Genomic DNA, 17,426 nt, shown 5'->3' with positions numbered 1-17,426 from the left:
CCTGAAAAGGCCTTCTTGAAGCTCAACTGAGCTGATTTGCCGCCTTCAAATTCGTTCGCTTCCGCCGCAGGGCGCCGGAACGACCGATTCCTGGCGCATCCGCGACCGTTTTTACACGGCCTCGGCCAAGAACCGATTCCCTCCCCACTCATGACCATTCCGGTTGAAACCGTCCGGTCAAACACCGTCGGAGGCTCATGTCCGGTGTAGTCCAGCCGAATTCCGAAATCCAAGTTGATCGCAGTCAGTAGCAGTGCCTGCGCTGCCCTCATCCCTGCCTGCTCCGCCTCAGCCGCTGAGGGAAAAGCTTCGACGTCCAACTCGTACGCGACTCCGAACTCAGAGCTTCGCGAATTCCGCGGGCGGATGCGCCCGTAGGTGCCGTCAGGCAGAAAGAACGTGACGTTCGCCAACGCTCCGATGTGGAGCGCGTGCAAGACCCGGAAAACCAGCCGCGCCCCATAGCGCCGGCGCTGGTCGTTCGCGAGAATGATCCGCCTTTCTTCTATCGGTGGTTTGCGTGCCATGCGCTTTTCCTGCTGGCTAACGTAGAAGTAACAGGCCTGCGCGGCTTTTCGCGCAGGTCCGGTTCACTGCCGGGTTAGCTCTACACCCTTTGAGGTGAGAATCGCTTTGAGATCAGCATTCCCCTTCGCAAACCCCGATAGCTCAACAGGCTTGCCCGATGGTGAGGCCAGCGCTGCACGAAAGCTCGCCACAGCCGAATTTTCGTAGCCAACCTTCATGTTCTCTGTTGATGCATTCTTTGCGAGTTCTCCGAACGCGGCTGACTGGAGAGCCAAAGCCTGCGGATCGTCCGCACGTGCGGAAGCATCCTTAAGGTGGCGTACCGCATTTTCGTAATCACCCGCTGCAAAATATGCGGCACCAAGCGTCTTGGATGAGAGCTGTAGGCTATTTTCTGCCGAGGCAGATGCCAGTAGCGCCTTGACTGCGGCCACGTCTCCAATATTAAGGTTGGCGCTTGCTAAACTTTCCAACGGCGAGACTAACTCTGCGATCTTACGAGCATCCCTCCAACCTTCTTCAAACTTCTCATAAAGGAGACGAACTCGAATAATTTCTTTACTGTCCCTACGCGCCTCGGCTGAGGCTATTTGTGAGTGGAAGCTTTTTGCAGCTTGACCATGTTCATCAAATGGTTGCTTGAACTTGGAAGCGTCGTAGGCGGTATATGCACCCCATAGTCCGGCTACTGCACCAATTATTGCAACAACCATGGTGGTGTATTTTTCGACAGCATTCATTTATCCACCTCCAACTCTGATCACAGAAAGAGCTAACGTTCAAGGTCAGGGACGCTGCGCGGCTTTATCGCGCAGCGTCCCCTGCACCGCAGGGTTAGGTTGCTGTTCGGGTACAACAAGTGACTTGCCAAGCAAAGCGACAAGCACCACAGCCAGAATAAGTGCCCCCCACTTTGCTGCCCGGACAGTAGCGCGGTAACTACCTTCTCCATCCTTGACACGTACCCACTCGCGCTTGAGGACTACTTGTGCGACTTTGGCTAAGTTATTCAATTCGGTAACGCACTTGCCATAGCGATCTGAGTGCGAGTTTAGGATTTCGTAAACGTTGTCCAGATGCGCCAGGAGTTGCTTGTGGTCAGCCTCTTCTGGGTTCAAACGCAACCTCAATGCGTAGTAGGCCTGAGCCATACGTTGCCGATTTTCATGAAATGGATCAGGTTTTTCGGCTTCACGGTCGGTCATTTCAAGTTGCTCCAAGAGCGGAGCCGTAAGTGCCTTGATGTTGACGGGTATGCGCTCAAGGGACACGCGCCGGGCCTGACTTGAAAAGTCTGCGAGTTCGCTACGGAATGCATCAATCCATGCTTGGCGAAACTCGGAGATCTTTTGTTCTTTCGACGTGACTAGGCTGACGAAAGAAATTGCACCTGTAATACAGGCTGCGAGGACCGCGCCAATTGGAACAAGCAATGGAAGAGGTATGTCGGTGAGCGGCATAAGCAACCTAACGTGGTGCTAAGGGGCGCGTTCCCGCGTAGCGGCGGAGCATCCCCTTGAGCGTAGGGTTAGCCCGCCTTTGCGACGAGATTTCGAATTTCACTTGCCAACTCCTGACTTGCTTTTAGAAGATCCAGAACGCTACGCCAATTTGTTCTGTGGCGTTGCCACATTTCCGGACCAACAACAGCAGCAAAATCTATCTTCTTTGGCTCACGCCACGCCTCATATGCTGACAGCCGAGCTATTCGCTCCTCGATATCGGTGATGCCACGACTTTTGGGTGACAGCTTTGCGTTGCCCTCCATCCATGTGCGCCAATATGACTTGCCTTTTGATTGATTGCACTTCCCGCAAGCCGGAACAAGGTTTGCGATTTCAGTGATGTAACCCGTTGGCTCTTGGTTGCTTATGATTGCCCTGAGGTGGTCCCACTCAGTGGACTTGTCTCCGCAGTAGCAGCAACGAATGTCATCCGGACTCATTCCAAGGATTTGTAGCGCCTCAAGTTCCTCGGCTTCTGTTGGTTCGATGACTGGGATGATTGCGTTGATAAAGGCGTTTGTAATACTTGAAGAACGTCCCGTGACGCTCATCGGAGCAGGCAATTGACAATAGCGGATGCGCTTCATTGTTTGTGGGCTAACGAATAGCGTTTATCCGCCGCAGCGGCAAAGTGGGAGGAAGGCAAGGCGGCATGGCGGCGGATAAACCTCGTTGGACTGAACCGCCGCGACGGCGGATGCTATGGGGATTGTAAGCGGCGAAGCTGCGGCGTCAATCCTTTGGCATGAGGCGAGCGATTTTTCGGACGTGCGAAACGGGCAATTCGCAGTCCGGGAGCGGCAATCTTCGAAGGGTCATCGTGACGGAAAGGGCGAACGGGAGTACGGCGCCGAGTTGGGCGCGAGTGCGGCCGCGAGCGCACGGTGCGGCACGCGGAAGTGGAATCGTCGGTGGCGCCGCCGCGGTCATGGCGATCCTCGCAGGTGATGCGCCCGCGGCGCCGGCGGGAGGATGGCCACCACGTGCATCTGTCCGCTCCCGCAACAGGGGCAGCGCTGATGCTCGATCCGCGCCACGCGGCGCAGGAAGTCGGCGACCGATTCGAGGGTGGCCGCAGAAGGGGCCGGCACGTCGAGCGCGGCCCGCGCGGCGGCCAGGGCGGACCGCTTGCGCGCCGGCGAGAGCAGGCCGTAGTGGCGGATGCGTTTGAAGCCGGCAGGCAGCACATGCAGCAGGAAGCGGCCGATGAACTCGACGCCCGGCAGGCGCAAAGTGCGCTTCCTGCCGATACCGGCGTCGGCACGCACGCGGAAGGCGATCTGGTCGCCGTCGATGCCGAGGATGCGCTCGTTCGAGATCGCGACCCGATGCGTGTAGCGTCCCAGATACTCAAGGACCGCTTCGGGCCCGCCGAGCGGTTGTTTGGCGTAGACGACCCAGTCGTGGTCGTAGAGCCGTGGCTTGAGGCGCGTCCAGTCGGCGCCTCCCGGCCAGCGCTCGCTGCGGGCCAACTGATCGAGGCCGGCGACGAACTTGCCCCGGAAGACGCGCGAGAGCGCGCGCACCGGAAACAGGAATCCCTTCTTCGGTCGGAGCCATTCGCCGCTTGAACTCAGCGCGCCGCCGGCGACGAGCGCATGAACGTGAACGTGGCGGCGCAGATCCTGTGTCCAGGTATGCAGCACGAGCGAGAATGCCGGCGTGCCCCCGAGATGCCGGGGGCTGGCAGCGAACTCGGTGAGCGTCGTGGCGACGCTGGCAAAGGCGAGGTCGAGGCCTTTTTGACCACATTGGCTTTGGAGCGCGACGTGAGCGCCGCAACGCAGGGGCGGGCCTTGTCGGCGATTCTGTTTCTCTAGCGCGAGGTGTTGGACCCCGCTCGGGAATGGTGCGCCGTCATCAAGTGGATGAAATAGAGGATCAGCGGCACCGGGCGCAGCGGTGCGGCGCGGGCTTGTGGTTCGGAGGTGCGGCTTCTGGCCAGGCGCCGGCGGAGAACGTATTCTGCTAGCCGTGATCGCCCGCAAATACCTCTACCTCCTGGCCCTCGCGCGCGAGCGGCATTTCGGCAAGGCTGCCGAGAGCTGCCACGTTTCGCCATCGACGCTGTCGGCGGCGATCCGCGACCTCGAGGACGAATTGGGCGTCGCGCTGGTCGTGCGCGGGCAGCGCTTCGCCGGTCTCACGGCGGAGGGCGAATGCGTCGTCAGCCACGCCAAGCGTGTCGTCGCCGGCGCGGACGACCTGCGCCACGAGCTCGGTCTGCTGCGCGACGGGCTGCGCGGGCCGCTGCGCATCGGCGTGATTCCGACCGCGCTGCCGGTCGTCGCATCGCTGACCGAAGTCTTCGCCGACGCACATCCGTCGGTCGCGATCGAGGTGCGCTCGGCGAGCACGCAGGCCATCCTCACGCAGCTGCGCAACTTCGAACTGGAAGCGGGCGTCGTCTATGCGCAGTCCTGCGACGCGGCCGATCTGCAATATCTTTCGCTTTGGCGCGAGAAGCTCGTGTTCCTCACCGCCGCGTCGGCGCCCGCGGCGGACGGCGAAATCGAGTGGGTAGCCGCGGCGCGCCAGCCGCTGTGCCTGCTGTCGCGCGACATGCAGAACCGCCAGACGATAGACCGCGTATTCGACAGCCTGGAATGCACGCCGCACGTCGGGCTCGAGACGAACTCCATCCTCAGCCTGCTCGCGCACGTTCGTTCCGGACGCTGGTCTACGATTCTGCCGCGCAGCGTGCTCAAGCTCGTCGGCACGCCGTCGGAGCTGCGCGTGCTGCCGCTGGTGAAGCCCTCCGTCGCGTGGGAGACCGGCCTCGTGACGCTGAAGCGCGAGCCCAACTCGCCCCTCGTCGATGCCGTGATCGCCGCGGCGCGCGCGCTTTCGGGGCCATTCGGAAAAAGCGAATAGCCCTTCGGCAGAATCCGCTTTGCGCGGCTGCGAAGCTGCACTATTGTTCCCCCGACTTGGCTGCGGCACGGGCCTGCGGTCGGACCCGGTTCAATCTCGGCGGGGAAGGACCTTCTCGGGGCGGAGGGTCATCCCGTCCTGTCGCATGACCCAATCGTACAGACGGCGGACAGCATGGCGAACATCGTGGAACAGGAAGGCAGGGGCAACGGACTGGCAGGGCAGGGTGCCCGGTCCGATGCCCGGCGCGACGGGGCAGAAGGAGGACGTGGTGGAAAAGTCGGAAAGGGTGGCGGGGAGCGCGGTCGCAAGCGCGAACCGCTGCCCGAATCCGCGCACGCCGCGGCCGCTGCGGCACTCGCGCCCGATCTCGACGCCGGCATCATTCCGCGCGCCGACCGCCTGATCGAATACCTGCATCGTCTGCAGGATGCCCACGGCGCGCTGCACGCCGACCACCTCGCCGCGCTCGCCGAAGCGCTCAAGCTCGCGCGCGCCGAGGTGTTCGAGGTCGCGACCTTCTACCACCACTTCGATTTCGTGCCGGCCGGCGAAGCGGCACCGCCCGCGCTCACCGTGCGTGTGTGCGATTCGCTCGGCTGCGCGATGGCGGGTGGCGCGGAACTGGCCGCGACGCTCGCGAGCCGCCTCGGCGCGGACGTGCGCGTGCAGCGCGTGCCCTGCGTCGGTCGCTGCGACAGCGCGCCGGTCGCGGTTGTCGGCCAGCAGCCGGTGCTCAATGCGGATGCCGACAAGGTCGCGGCGGTCGTCGCGAGCGGTGAGCGCGAGGAGGCGGCACCGGTCGCGATCCGCTTCGACGCCTACCGTGCGGCCGGTGGCTACAAACTATGGGAAGCGATCCGCAGCGGCGAATGCGATCCCGAAGCTATCGTCCAGGCGCTCGACGGCGCCGGTCTGCGCGGCCTCGGCGGCGCGGGCTTCCCCGCCGCGCGCAAGTGGCGCACCGTCGCCGCCCAGCCCGCGCCGCGCAACATGGCGGTGAACATCGACGAAGGCGAGCCCGGCACTTTCAAGGATCGCCACTACCTCGCCACCGATCCGCACCGTTTCATTGAAGGCATGCTGATCGCCGCGCGCGTCGTCGGCATCGCGGGCATCTGGATCTACATCCGCGATGAGTACCCCGCGCTGCGGCGCCTCCTCGCGGAAGAACTCGACCGCGTGCGCGCCGAATGGCCGGACCTGCCGCCGATCGAACTGCGCCGCGGCGCCGGTGCCTACGTGTGCGGCGAAGAGTCGGCGATGATCGAATCGATCGAAGGCAAGCGCGGCATGCCGCGGCTGCGCCCGCCCTATGTCGCGGAGGTCGGCCTCTTCGGCCGCCCGACGCTGGAGCACAACCTCGAAACGCTGTGGTGGGTCCGGGACATCGTTGAACGCGGCGCCGACTGGTTCGCGCGCCACGGCCGCAATGGCCGCAAGGGCCTGCGCAGTTTCTCGGTCAGCGGCCGCGTCGCCAAACCCGGCGTCGTCGTGACCGACGCCGGCGTCACGCTGCGCGAACTTGTCGACGAGCACTGCGGCGGCATGTTGCCCGGCCACGAGCTGTATGGCTATTTCCCCGGCGGCGCCTCGGGCGGCATGCTGCCGGCCAGCCTTGCCGACGTGCCGCTCGATTTCGACACCCTCGCGCCCTACGGCTGCTTCATCGGCTCGGCGGCGATCGTCGTGTTCTCGCAGCACGACAAGGCGCGCCTCCTCGCGGAGAACGCGATGGAATTCTTCGCTCACGAATCCTGTGGTCAATGCACGCCCTGCCGCGTCGGCACCGCGAAGGCGGCCGAACTGATGAAACAGCCGGTGTGGGACGCCGAACTCCTGACCGAACTCGGAACGACGATGATGGACGCCTCGATCTGCGGCCTCGGCCAGGCCGCGCCGAACCCGATGCAATCGGTGCTGCGCTTCTTCCCGCAGGAAGTCGGCGCCGCGAAAGAGGAGGGTGCCGCATGAACGCCGCCGATATGATCCGCTTCGAACTCGACGGTCGCGAGATCGACGCCGCGCCCGGCGAATCGATCCTGCAGGCGGCGCGCCGCGCCGGCACCGACATTCCGCACCTGTGCTACACCGACGGCCTGCGTGCCGACGGCAACTGCCGCGCCTGCGTCGTCGAGATCGACGGCGAGCGCGTGCTCGCGCCCTCGTGCTGCCGCGCGCCGAAGGCCGGCATGAAGGTCAAGGCCGAGAGCGAGCGCGCCCGCGCCTCGCAGCGCATGGTGCTGGAACTGCTGCGCGCCGACGTACCGGCCGCGGCCGAAAAACCCGATTCCGAACTCGCGCACTGGTGCGAGGAACTCGGCGTTACCGAATCGCGCTTCGCCCCGCGCGATCAACCCGCACCCGACCGCAGCCACCCCGGCATCGCCGTGAACCTCGCCGCCTGCATCCAGTGCACGCGCTGCCTGCGCGCCTGCCGCGAAGTGCAGGTCAACGACGTCATCGGCCTCGCGCAGCGCGGCGCCGACACCGCGATCGTGTTCGATTTCAATGATCCGATGGGCACGTCCTCCTGCGTCGGTTGCGGCGAATGCGTGCAGGCCTGCCCGACCGGCGCGCTGCTGCCCGCGGCGCTCGCCGATCTGCTGGGCCAGACCGTCTCCGAACCGGTCGCGGTACGTGGCGCCTTCGCCGAACAGCCCGCGCTCGCACCGGCACCTGCTCCCATTCCCGCAACTGCGACGCCGGCCGAAGCGCCCGCCATACCCGCGACCCGCGCCATCGACTCGCTGTGCCCCTACTGCGGCGTCGGCTGCCAGACGACCTACCACGTCGCCGGCGACGGCCCGCAGGCGAAGATCATCCACGTCGACGGCCGCGACGGCCCCGCCAACGCCGGCCGCCTGTGCGTGAAAGGGCGCTACGGCTTCGGCTACCCGCGCCACGCGCACCGGCTGACGACGCCGCTGATCCGCCGACCGGGCATCCCGAAATCGGTCGATCTCGACCCCGCGAACCCGCTCGCCGCCTTCCGCGAAGCGAGCTGGGAAGAGGCGCTCGATGCCGCCGCCGCCGGCCTCGCGCGCATCAAGGGCCAGCACGGCCCGCACGCGCTCGCCGGCTTCGGCTCGGCCAAGGGCAGCAACGAGGAGGCCTATCTCTTCCAGAAGCTCGTCCGCACGGGCTTCGGCACGCACAACGTGGACCACTGCACGCGCCTGTGCCATGCCTCTTCGGTCGCCGCACTCCTCGAAGGCATCGGCTCCGGCGCGGTGTCGAACCCGGTGCGCGACGTCGAATTCGCCGACGTCATGATCGTCATCGGCGCCAACCCGGCGGCGAACCATCCGGTCGCCGCGTCCTTCATGAAGAACGCTGTCGAACGGGGCGCCAAGCTGATCCTGATGGACCCGCGCGAAACCCCGCTCGCACGCCACGCGCACCGCTACCTGCAGTTCCGCCCCGACGCCGACGTCACGCTGCTGCTGTCGCTCGCCTGCGTGATCATCGAGGAGGGGCTCACCGACGAGGCCTTCATCGCCGCGCGCACCGACGGCTTCGACGCCTTCCGCGCCGCGGCGCTCGCGTTCCCGCCCGAGCGCGTCGAGGCGATCACCGGCATCCCGGCCGAGACCGTGCGCGAAGTCGCGCGCCTGTATGCGCAGGGCCCCAACAGCATGATCTTCTGGGGCATGGGCATCTCGCAGCACATCCACGGCACCGACAACTCGCGCTGCCTGATCGCGCTCGCGCTGATGACCGGCCAGATCGGCCGCCGCGGCACCGGCCTGCATCCGCTGCGCGGCCAGAACAACGTGCAGGGGGCGTCCGACGCCGGCCTCATCCCGATGATGTTCCCCGACTACCAGCGCGTCGCCGATCCCGCGATCCGCGCGAAGTTCGAGTCGCTGTGGGACACGCCCCTGTCCGACGTGCCCGGCCTCACCGTCGTCGAGATCATGGACGCCGCGCTCGCCGGCCAGATCCGCGGCATGTACATCGAGGGCGAAAACCCTGCGATGTCCGACCCCGACCTCGCGCACGCCCGCGCCGCGCTCGGCGGGCTCGAGCACCTCGTCGTGCAGGACCTCTTCCTCACCGAGACGGCGATGCTCGCCGACGTGATCCTGCCGGCGTCCAGCCTGATGGAGAAGACCGGCAGCTTCACCAACACCGACCGCCTCGTGCAGCTCACGCAGCCGGTGCTGCCGCTGCCCGGCGACACGCGCGCCGACTGGTGGATCATCCAGCAGATCGCGCAGCGCCTGGGCCTCGCGTGGGATTACGCCGGCCCGGCCGAGATCTTCGACGAGCTGCGTCAGGCATTGCCGAGCTACGCCGGCATCACGTGGCAGCAACTGGAAGCGGAAGGGGCCGTCGTCGCGCCGAAATTCACCGAAGACGGCCCGTCGTGGCCGGTGCTGTTCGAGCAGGATTTCCCCACCGCCAGCGGTCGCGCCCGCTTCGTCGCCGTCGCCCCGCTGCCGGCCGCGGAGCTGCCCGACACCGCTTACCCGCTGGTGCTCACCACCGGCCGCGTGCTCGAACACTGGCACACCGGCTCGATGACGCGCCGCGCCAACGTCCTCGACGCGCTCGAACCGCAGCCGTGGTGTACGGTCCATCCCGACGACCTCGCCGCGCACGGCATCGCCTCCGGCGCGCGCGTGACGCTGGAAACCCGCCGTGGCGCGATCGTGCTCGAAGCCCGCGCCGACCGCGCGATGCAGCGTGGCTCGGTGTTCATGCCATTCTGCTACGTCGAGGCCGCGGCGAACCTGCTCACGCAACCGGCGCTCGACCCCTTCGGCAAGATACCGGAATTCAAGTACTGCGCGGTGCGGCTGGCAGCGGAAACTGCCATCGAAATCTGAAAGCGGGTGATCGCCGCGGGGCAACTGCGGTTATCACCCGGCATTTCATGCGATCATGCAAAATTCCGTCCGTCGCCCACGCCCGTTCCTTCAATGAATACCGACATCCATTCCGAAGAGCAGCTCGACCCGCCAGTCGACGAGCAGCTTGAGCAGCAAGCCGAATCACAAACCGCCGAATCGCAAACTGCCGAAGCCGACCAGCAGCCCGGCGAGCCGGCTGCAGGCAAGTCGCAGATCGACGCGCGCGGCCTGCTGCAGATCTTGCAGGAAGCCTCGCCGACCTTCCGCGAGGTCAGGCCGCTGGCGCTGCGCATCGACAAGGCCATCGCCGAGCGCTTCCCCGAACTCGACCGCAAGGTGATCCGCAGCGCGATGCGCATGCACACCGCCTCGACGCGCTACATGAAGGCGATGGAAAAGGCTACCGCGCGCTTCGACCTCGACGGCAAGGAAGACGGCGAAGTCACTGAGGAACAGCGCGCCCACGCCAGGCAGACGCTGAAGGACCGCTTCGCCGAAGCCGCCAAGCGCAAGAAGGCCGTGCTCGACGCCGAAAAGGCCAAGCGCGAGGCCGAAGAAGCCGAACGCCGCAAGGCCGAGAAGCTGCAGCAGCTGCTCGGCAAGTTCTCCAAGGGCTAATCGACAGAGTCCGCGAGCAGGCGTGCCGCCTGTTCCGACACCACCAGGATCAGCTTCATGCCCGCACGCGTTGCGCCGACGAAGAGTTTGCGCACCGTCAGCGGGTCGAGCTGGGCGAAATCGATCTCGGTGAAGATCACGCAGGGCGCGGCCTGGCCCTTGAAGCGGTAGACCGAGTCGATCAGGAAGTCGCCGTCCGTATACACCGGATTGCCGAGCAGGTCGTAGGTGCCGGTGAAGGCCTTGAGCCGGTGCGGGCCGAGGTGGTCGAAGGGCGTGAACAGCGAATGCTCGCGACCGCGGAAGGTGATCGTCGCGATCATCTCGCGGCGGAATCCGAGGCCGATCGCGCGGGTCATCGCGCGCTTGGTCTGATCGATCAGCTCCGTCGCATCCTTCCACCTCAGGATCTCGACGTCGGAACCCGTGAGCGGGCTGCCCGCCTCGAGCGGCTGCGCCAGCGGCAGCATGCGGTTCAGCGCCGCGACGATGTCGCCCGGGCTGCGGTAGTTGCGTTCGCTGGTGATGCGCACCCAGCCCGGCAGCGCGACCTCGGGCCGGCCGTAGAGATTCTGCAACGGGTCTTCCAGCCACCACGCGCGACCGTCGGGCCTTAGCAGGCGCAGCAGCGCGTCGCGCCATTCTTCGCGGAAATCCTGGCCTTCATCGACGATCAGCTCGTCGAAACGCCACGCATCGCCGGGATCGAGTTCGCGGAATGCCGCTTCAAGCCGCGCGAAGGCATCCGGCCGCGAGAAATCCGGGATCTCGCCGTGCGCGCGCAACACACGGTCGCACAACTGGTGATAGGTCGCGACTTCGCCGCCGGGTGGCGCGATCAGCGCGATGTGGTCGGCGAGCGGGCGGTTGTAGCAGACGTATAGCGGTCGGCGCCCAGCCTTGAGCGCATCGCGCAGCACCGCCATCGCCAGTTGTGTCTTGCCGCTGCCGGCGGTGCCGGTGACGCGCAGGCGGAACGGCGTCATCTCGATGCGCCGCGCCCATTCGGCCAGTCCGCCGGCGAGTCGCGTGTACAGCGCCTCGGCCTGGCCGACGATGGCATTCACTTCCGGCACCAGCTCCAGCTGGTCGGCGAGGAAACGCTCGATGTTGTCCAGCACGACGCGGTCGCGCACCTCGTCGCGCAACAGGCTCTGCACGATCGCGGCGAGATGTTCGCGGCGGCTGGCATCGACGATGCGTGCCGGGTCGAGGCCGGCGCTGCCGGGCTGGCGCACGGTGTAGTCGGGGCAGTAGAGCAGGGTGTCGAGCCTGGCCGCATGGCCCTTCAGGAAGACGGTCAGGCGCTCGCGCAGGTGATCGGCACTGCGCGCCATCTGCACGCTGACGTTCTTCTTCGCCTTCGCGTAGGTCTTGACCAGGCCGTCCGGCGTTTCGTCGAGGAAACCGGATTTCTGTTCGATCAGCAGCAGCTTGCCGCTCGGGCCGACGACGATGAAGTCGATCTCGCCGAACAGCGCATGGTCGCGATTGATCCGCGTCCAGTGGATGCCGTGATACACCGCGTGGTCGTCGGGCAAGCTTTCGGCGAGCGTTGCCAGCGTCTCGAGTTCGCGCGCCAGCGCACCGCTGGCGGGAATCTGACGCCATCCTTCGGGGTGTATGCGTGCCATCGTGAGCGCCGGGAGTCCTGACGACCGGCATGTTAACCCGCAGCGCGGCGCCGTGGCGGCGGGCGTATGCCGGCCGCGGCGGTTACAGCGTCTGCCGGCGGCGCCTGTCCTTGCGCTTGCGCTCGGCAGGCCGATCGGCGGAGCCGGTGCGCCGGTCCTGCCCGCTGCGCCGGTCGGCGAAACGAACCTTGCCGTTCTTGCCGATCTCGGCGAGCCAGCGGATGCCTTCCGGGTCGATGTGATGGACGGCGGAGAAGTCGACGATCAGCTCGGCGTACCGCTTGTCGCTGTTGGCGCGGTGGTACAGCGACTCGATGACCGGCAGCGAACCGTAGTAGATGTTGCCGCGGATGCGCAGCACGTTGCGTTCGAGGGTGACGTTGGGGTGCGCTTTCTCCCACTTCGCGTACGCCAGCGCCAGCAGCGAACCGCAGATCACCGCGCCGAACAGGCCGAAGACATGCACCGACAGGAACGACGCGCTGAACACGATCGCCTCGGGGCGGTGCTGGAAGTGCGCCTTGATGTCCGCCCAGTCGATCATGTTGGCGCCGACCACCATGATGATCGCGGCCATCGCCGGCACCGGGATGATCGCGATGTACTCGCCGAAGAAGCTCACCAGCGCGAGCAGGATCAGCGCCGACGACACCGCGGCGAGCCGGCTGCCGGTGTGCATCGCGTGCATCAGCGACATGCGGTTGAACGACGCGCAGGTCGGCAGCGCCGACAGGAAGGGCAGCACGCAGTTGCTCAGAGCGTCGGCGAAAATGCCGTGGCGGGCGTCGACGAACTGGCCGCTCTTGCGGTTCATGCGCCGCATCGCCGCGACCGTCTGGAACAGGCCCAGCAGCGCGAGCGTGACCGCGCCGGGGATGATGCTGATGATGTCGGGCATCGCCTCCTGCGCAAACAGCGGCAGCGACGGATACACGAAGCCGGTCGCGGAGACGTTCGCGGTCTGTTCGATCAGCGTCTCGGCGAGGCCCAGGCGCGCGTTGAGGAACTCCGAATACAGCGTGCCGGTGACGATGCCGAGCAGGATCGCCCAATTGCGGAAAGCCTCGAACTGGCGCAGCACGACGGTGACCAGCAGCGTGATCAGGCCGATATGGATCGCGTGCATGTTGCCAATCTCGAGCATCGCCAGAAAGCTCTGCCAGGCGATCCACAGCCGCCATTCGACCTGTGTGTTGATCGGCAGGCCGGCGAACGCCGGGAACGACTTGAACACCATGTACAGGCCGATGCCGCAGATCATGCCGTTGGCGACCGGCTCGCTGACGAAGTCGAGGATGCGGCCGAGCGGCGGGACGGCGAGGAACACGAGCTGGATCAGCCCGGCGAGCAGGAACAGTGTCAGCGCGTAGCCGATGTAGTCGGCCCCGAACTGTGGCGCGACCGGCAGCAGGGTCACGCCGACGACCGCCGACAGCGTGCTGTTCGGGCCGCCGTGGAACACCCGCGAGGGGTTCAGCAGCGCGGTGAACAGCACGCCCCAGGTCGCGCAGTACAGGCCGAAATACGACGGCAGCCCGGCGAGCGTCGTCGAGAACGCGATCGCCTGCGGCAGCACGACGATCGCGAGCGTCAGCCCGATCAGCACCTCGTTGCCGAAGGCCCCTGCGCGCGGCGCCATCCAGGTCAGCGCGGCGCTCTTCATGTTCCGGCTCTTCCCGATTCCTGCGGCCGCTGCCAGGCCTCGACGCTGCGGACCAGCGTCGGCATCACGCGCATCATCAGCTGCTGCCACAGTGCCGCGAGCGGCCCCTGCTTGTCGCCGGCCGGCCGCGGCAGGTTGCTGATGTAGAAGCCGATGTCGCGGCAGTCCTGACTGCTCAGCGTGCCTTCCTCGCCGGGCGGCATGTTGCGGCAGATGAAACCCGGCAGGATCGTCGAGACGAACGAGAAGTTGTTGCGCGACTGCAGGTTGAAGGCGTTCGGACCGGCCACCGCCGGGAACAGCACGCGGCCGTCGACGACCGTGCCGAGTCCTTGCGGGCCGTGGCAGCGCGCGCACTTTTCCTGGAACAGCGCGGCGCCGCGCACATAGTCGTCGCCGCGTTTGAGCGTCGACGACGCGGTCACCTCGTCGATCCCCTGTTCCGCATAGCGGTTGCCGAAGCGCAGGTCGAGCGCCGCGGCGAGGAAGCGGCTGTACGCGGTGACGTCGCGGATCAGGTCGTCGGCGACGTTCGGCTTGTAGCCGTTCGACGAGTTGATGTAGCACTGCATCTGGCGCAGCTCGTAGGGCAACAGGATGCCGGTGAACTGGTCGTACATGTCGGCCATGACCCACGACGCGGCGAGGCTCAGTGAACCGGACTGCGGCTCGCCGGCGGCCGTCTGCTTGTCGCCGATGCCCTGGTGGCAGTGGTCGCAGCTGGTATGCGTGCCGCGCACGAAGCGGGCCGCGTTCCAGCGTTCGCGCGCGGGGTCCGCCGCCTGCTGCCCCTGCAGGTCGTCGATGATGTTGCAGCCGCGCTGGATCGCGCGCACGTCCTCGTCGCTGTAGCCCTGCCGGACGCCCGCCTGCCCGGTGCGTGCGAGCGCGTACGGCGAGACGTAGTGGCGACCGGCCTCGAGGCCGTAGCGCGAGAGTTTTTCGGCGCAGCCCGGGGTCAGCCGCACCGGCTGCTGCCGGATCCGTGCGCGTTCGTCGTGGCGCGCGACCGCGACGGCGTACAGCCCAAGCAGTACGCCGACCAGCAGCGCGAGTCGCGCGGCCTTTTTCCACCCTGGAGCGAGCGGTTTCACGGCGCACGCTCCGGTGCGCCCTCGCCGAGTTGCAGATGGTGGGCGACCATGCGCGCAAAGATGCGGATGTCGCGCACTGCCGGATCGTAGATCGTCGGGATGAAGCCGTCGAGGTGCCCGGCGTAGCAGCGTATCACGCGCTCCTCGAAGGACACGCGCCGGTCGAGCCGCGCCTCGAAGCGGTCGCCGGTTGCGAACGCGTACGCCAGCGACTCGGCGCTGTGGCAATCGATGCACGCATTCGGACGGTCGAGCGCGCCCTTGCGCGTGAAGCGCCACGCATACTTGTGCGTGTGGTGCACGAGGTTGTAGCCGTTCTGCACCGCACGCACGAAGTAGCCGTCGTGGCCGAACGTGTCGACGCCGTACGCGGCGCGAAACGCACCCCAGCCGGGCTCGGGGCTCACGCGCGGTGAGAATCCGGGACGGCCCGAACCGAAATGCGCCCACAGCGCGAAACCGATCACGAGCCCGGCGGCGAGCGCGCCGCGCAGCAAGACGATGCGGCGAGCCTGCCGCGCGGCGCGCCGCCGGTCATGCACGGCGGCGAGGGCGGCGTCCGGGAGCCTATCCATCGGTGAGCGCGAGCGGGCAGTCGCCCCACGGTGCCGATTCGCACGCGAGCCGGGTCAGGAACGCGGTGAAGTGATCGGTGTCGAGCGGGCGCGACAGCAGATAGCCCTGCAGATAGTCGCAGCCCAAACCCTGCAGAAATCCGAGCTGCGCGCGGGTCTCGACGCCCTCGGCGATGACCTTCAGCGAAAGGCTATGCGCCATCGCGACGATCGCGCGGACCAGCGCGGCCGCTTCGGCGTCCTCGCACAACGGCGCGACGAAGCTGCGGTCGATCTTCAACGTGTCGAACGAAAAGCGGCGCAGGTAGCTGAGCGACGAATAGCCGGTGCCGAAGTCGTCGAGGCTGAAGCGCAACCCCTGTGCATGCAACCGCCCCAGCACCGCGTTGATCTGCTGGTGGTCGTCGAGCAGGATGTTCTCGGTGATCTCCAGCTCGAGCGCATGCGGCGGCAGCGCATTGTCGTCGAGCACGGCGCCGATCAGCTGCTCGAGGTCCTCGCGCAGTTGCACGCGCGAGAGGTTGACCGCGACATAGCCCGGGGCGAGTCCCGCGTCCAGCCAACGGCGCAGCTGCCGGCCCGCCTCGCGCAGCACCCATTCGCCGATCGCGACGATCTGGCCGGTGCTCTCCGCGAGCGGGATGAAGGTCGCCGGGCTGATGAAACCCTGTTCCGGATGGCGCCAGCGCAGCAGCGCCTCGGCACCGACGTAGGCGCCGTCGTCGGCGCGGAAGATCGGCTGGAACGCGAGCTGCAGCTCGCCGCGCGCGAGGACCTTGTTCAGATCCTGTTCGAGCTGCAGGCGCTCGCGCACCTGCGCGTTCATCTCCGCGGTGAAGAAACAGACCGGCGTCCGCCCGGGCTTCTTCGCCTGGTACATCGCGTTGTCGGCATTGGCCATCAGCGCCTCCACCGTTTCGCCGTCCTCCGGGTACAGCGCGATGCCGATGCTGCAATGCACGACCACTTCGCGCCCGTCCAGGGCGACCGGTTCCGAGACAGCCTCGAGCAACCGGCCGGCGACGTCCCGCGCATCGCTGGCCTGACCGATCCGCGGCAACAGCACCAGGAACTCGTCTCCGCCGAGGCGCGCCAGCGTGTCCTCGTCGCGCAGGCGCGCGCGGATGTGCGTGCTGACATGCGCCAGCAGCCGGTCGCCGACGGCGTGTCCCATCGTGTCGTTGACGATCTTGAAGTCGTCCAGATCAATGAACATCAATGCGAAGCGCTGCTGCTGGCGGTGCGCCGAGCGGATCTCCTGCTGCAGTCGCTCGACCGCCAGCATCCGGTTCGGCTGTGCCGTCAGCGCGTCGTAATTGGCCTGATAGTGCAGCTTCGCCTGTTCGCGCTGGATCGCGTGGGTCATCGCATTGAAGGTTTCGCCGAGTCGGCCGAGTTCGTCGCCGGACGTCACCGGAATGAGTGTGAATTCTCCGCGGCCGAGATCCTGCGAGACCTCCATCAGGCGCTGCACCGGACGCATCACGCTGTACTTGAACACCAGATAGATCGCGGCGCTCAGGAACAGGATGATCGCCGCATAGATGCCGAACTGCTGCACCAACTGCTCGCGCGCCTGGGTCGCCAGCACCTCGCGGCTGATGCCGACCCGCAGGCGGCCGAGCAGGCGCCCGTCGTGGAGGATCGGAAACTCGGTCGGGATCACGTCGGGCAGGTGTGCGAGCTGCTGTATCAGCGTCTGCAGGCGGGGCGGCGGCAGATGGTCCGGCGCCGGCCCGTCCACGCCGAGGCTGGTACGGATGAGCGGGTCGTTGCCATTCACATACGACGTCAGCGGCCTGTCGTCGTTGTCGACAATCACGCCATAGACGACGTCACGCTGCCGGCTGACCTCTCGCGCGTATTCGTTGAGCGTCAGAAAGTCGAGCCCGAGGATCGCCTCGGGGCTGATCAGCGCGATCAGATGGCCCAGCACACGGCCGCGCTCGGTGAGCTGCTGCTCCAGAATGCGGTTCTGGCTGTGCAGGAAGAAATAGGCGTTCAGTGCCAGCGTGACCGACAGGATTCCGGCCACGATCAGGATGAACTTGGTCGCAAGGCGCAACGGCGCTCTCC

The 17,426-nt window shown here is 66.3% G+C and carries 14 protein-coding genes and 1 pseudogene; 5 read left to right on the top strand and 10 right to left on the bottom strand.

The features are described from left to right. The 5 genes and pseudogenes from GPA25_RS20610 to GPA25_RS20590 all read right to left on the bottom strand — a co-directional run. Positions 1-527: hypothetical protein (locus tag GPA25_RS20610; RefSeq protein WP_169262285.1), on the bottom strand; the 527-nt coding region annotated here is incomplete at its 3' end. A 63-nt stretch (positions 528-590) separates the two neighbouring features. Then, a complete protein-coding gene (locus tag GPA25_RS20605) occupies positions 591-1,268 on the bottom strand; it encodes a hypothetical protein (protein WP_169262284.1) in 678 nt (225 codons plus the stop codon). A gap of 45 nt (positions 1,269-1,313) precedes the next feature. After that, positions 1,314-1,988: a hypothetical protein gene (locus GPA25_RS20600; protein ID WP_169262283.1), complete on the bottom strand. Its 675-nt coding sequence runs from the start codon at positions 1,986-1,988 to the stop codon at positions 1,314-1,316. Between the two features lie 68 nt (positions 1,989-2,056). Then, a complete protein-coding gene (locus GPA25_RS20595) occupies positions 2,057-2,620 on the bottom strand; it encodes an HNH endonuclease (RefSeq protein ID WP_211163257.1) in 564 nt (187 codons plus the stop codon). 339 nt (positions 2,621-2,959) lie between these two features. Then, a pseudogene (locus GPA25_RS20590) lies at positions 2,960-3,766 on the bottom strand (IS91 family transposase); the annotation flags it as partial. Here GPA25_RS20590 and GPA25_RS24425 point away from each other — a divergent pair. The 5 genes from GPA25_RS24425 to GPA25_RS20570 all read left to right on the top strand — a co-directional run bounded on the left by GPA25_RS24425 (position 3,707) and on the right by GPA25_RS20570 (position 10,384). Continuing rightward, a complete protein-coding gene (locus GPA25_RS24425; RefSeq protein ID WP_484463057.1) occupies positions 3,707-3,853 on the top strand; it encodes a phage integrase N-terminal SAM-like domain-containing protein in 147 nt (48 codons plus the stop codon). The pseudogene GPA25_RS20590 and the gene GPA25_RS24425 overlap by 60 nt on opposite strands. A 154-nt stretch (positions 3,854-4,007) precedes the next feature. After that, the gene (locus tag GPA25_RS20585; RefSeq protein WP_169262281.1) at positions 4,008-4,907 is read left to right on the top strand and encodes a LysR substrate-binding domain-containing protein; all 900 of its coding nucleotides are present in this window, start codon (positions 4,008-4,010) and stop codon (positions 4,905-4,907) included. A gap of 174 nt (positions 4,908-5,081) precedes the next feature. After that, positions 5,082-6,881, top strand: a complete 1,800-nt coding sequence (locus tag GPA25_RS20580; protein WP_169262280.1) for an NAD(P)H-dependent oxidoreductase subunit E — start codon at positions 5,082-5,084, stop codon at positions 6,879-6,881. After that, complete coding sequence (gene fdhF / locus GPA25_RS20575; protein ID WP_169262279.1) at positions 6,878-9,742, top strand: formate dehydrogenase subunit alpha; 2,865 nt, start codon at positions 6,878-6,880, stop codon at positions 9,740-9,742. Before GPA25_RS20580 ends, fdhF begins: the two co-directional genes overlap by 4 nt. 93 nt (positions 9,743-9,835) lie before the next feature. Then, a complete protein-coding gene (locus tag GPA25_RS20570) occupies positions 9,836-10,384 on the top strand; it encodes a ProQ/FINO family protein (RefSeq protein ID WP_169262278.1) in 549 nt (182 codons plus the stop codon). Here the strand turns inward: GPA25_RS20570 and GPA25_RS20565 are convergent. The 5 genes from GPA25_RS20565 to GPA25_RS20545 form a co-directional block, all read right to left on the bottom strand. Beyond that, entirely contained in the window at positions 10,381-12,018 is a 1,638-nt protein-coding gene (locus tag GPA25_RS20565) for an ATP-binding domain-containing protein (RefSeq protein WP_169262277.1), read from the bottom strand. The two genes, GPA25_RS20570 and GPA25_RS20565, sit on opposite strands and share 4 nt — an antisense overlap. An 82-nt stretch (positions 12,019-12,100) precedes the next feature. Beyond that, entirely contained in the window at positions 12,101-13,681 is a 1,581-nt protein-coding gene (locus tag GPA25_RS20560) for a SulP family inorganic anion transporter (RefSeq protein WP_169262276.1), read from the bottom strand. Then, a complete protein-coding gene (locus GPA25_RS20555) occupies positions 13,678-14,775 on the bottom strand; it encodes a c-type cytochrome (RefSeq protein ID WP_169262275.1) in 1,098 nt (365 codons plus the stop codon). Before GPA25_RS20555 ends, GPA25_RS20560 begins: the two co-directional genes overlap by 4 nt. Then, complete coding sequence (locus GPA25_RS20550) at positions 14,772-15,350, bottom strand: hypothetical protein (protein ID WP_169262274.1); 579 nt, start codon at positions 15,348-15,350, stop codon at positions 14,772-14,774. The genes GPA25_RS20555 and GPA25_RS20550 overlap by 4 nt, the downstream gene beginning before the upstream one ends. Next, on the bottom strand, positions 15,343-17,415 hold the full coding sequence (locus tag GPA25_RS20545; RefSeq protein ID WP_169262273.1) for a putative bifunctional diguanylate cyclase/phosphodiesterase: 2,073 nt from the start codon (positions 17,413-17,415) through the stop codon (positions 15,343-15,345). The genes GPA25_RS20550 and GPA25_RS20545 overlap by 8 nt, the downstream gene beginning before the upstream one ends. Positions 17,416-17,426: the final 11 nt, after the last annotated feature.

This window comes from Aromatoleum diolicum (assembly GCF_012910955.1).
In the GTDB taxonomy this organism is placed as follows: domain Bacteria; phylum Pseudomonadota; class Gammaproteobacteria; order Burkholderiales; family Rhodocyclaceae; genus Aromatoleum; species Aromatoleum diolicum.
Note: the sequence above shows the minus strand (reverse complement) of the source record. Positions and strands in the feature narration are given on the sequence as shown.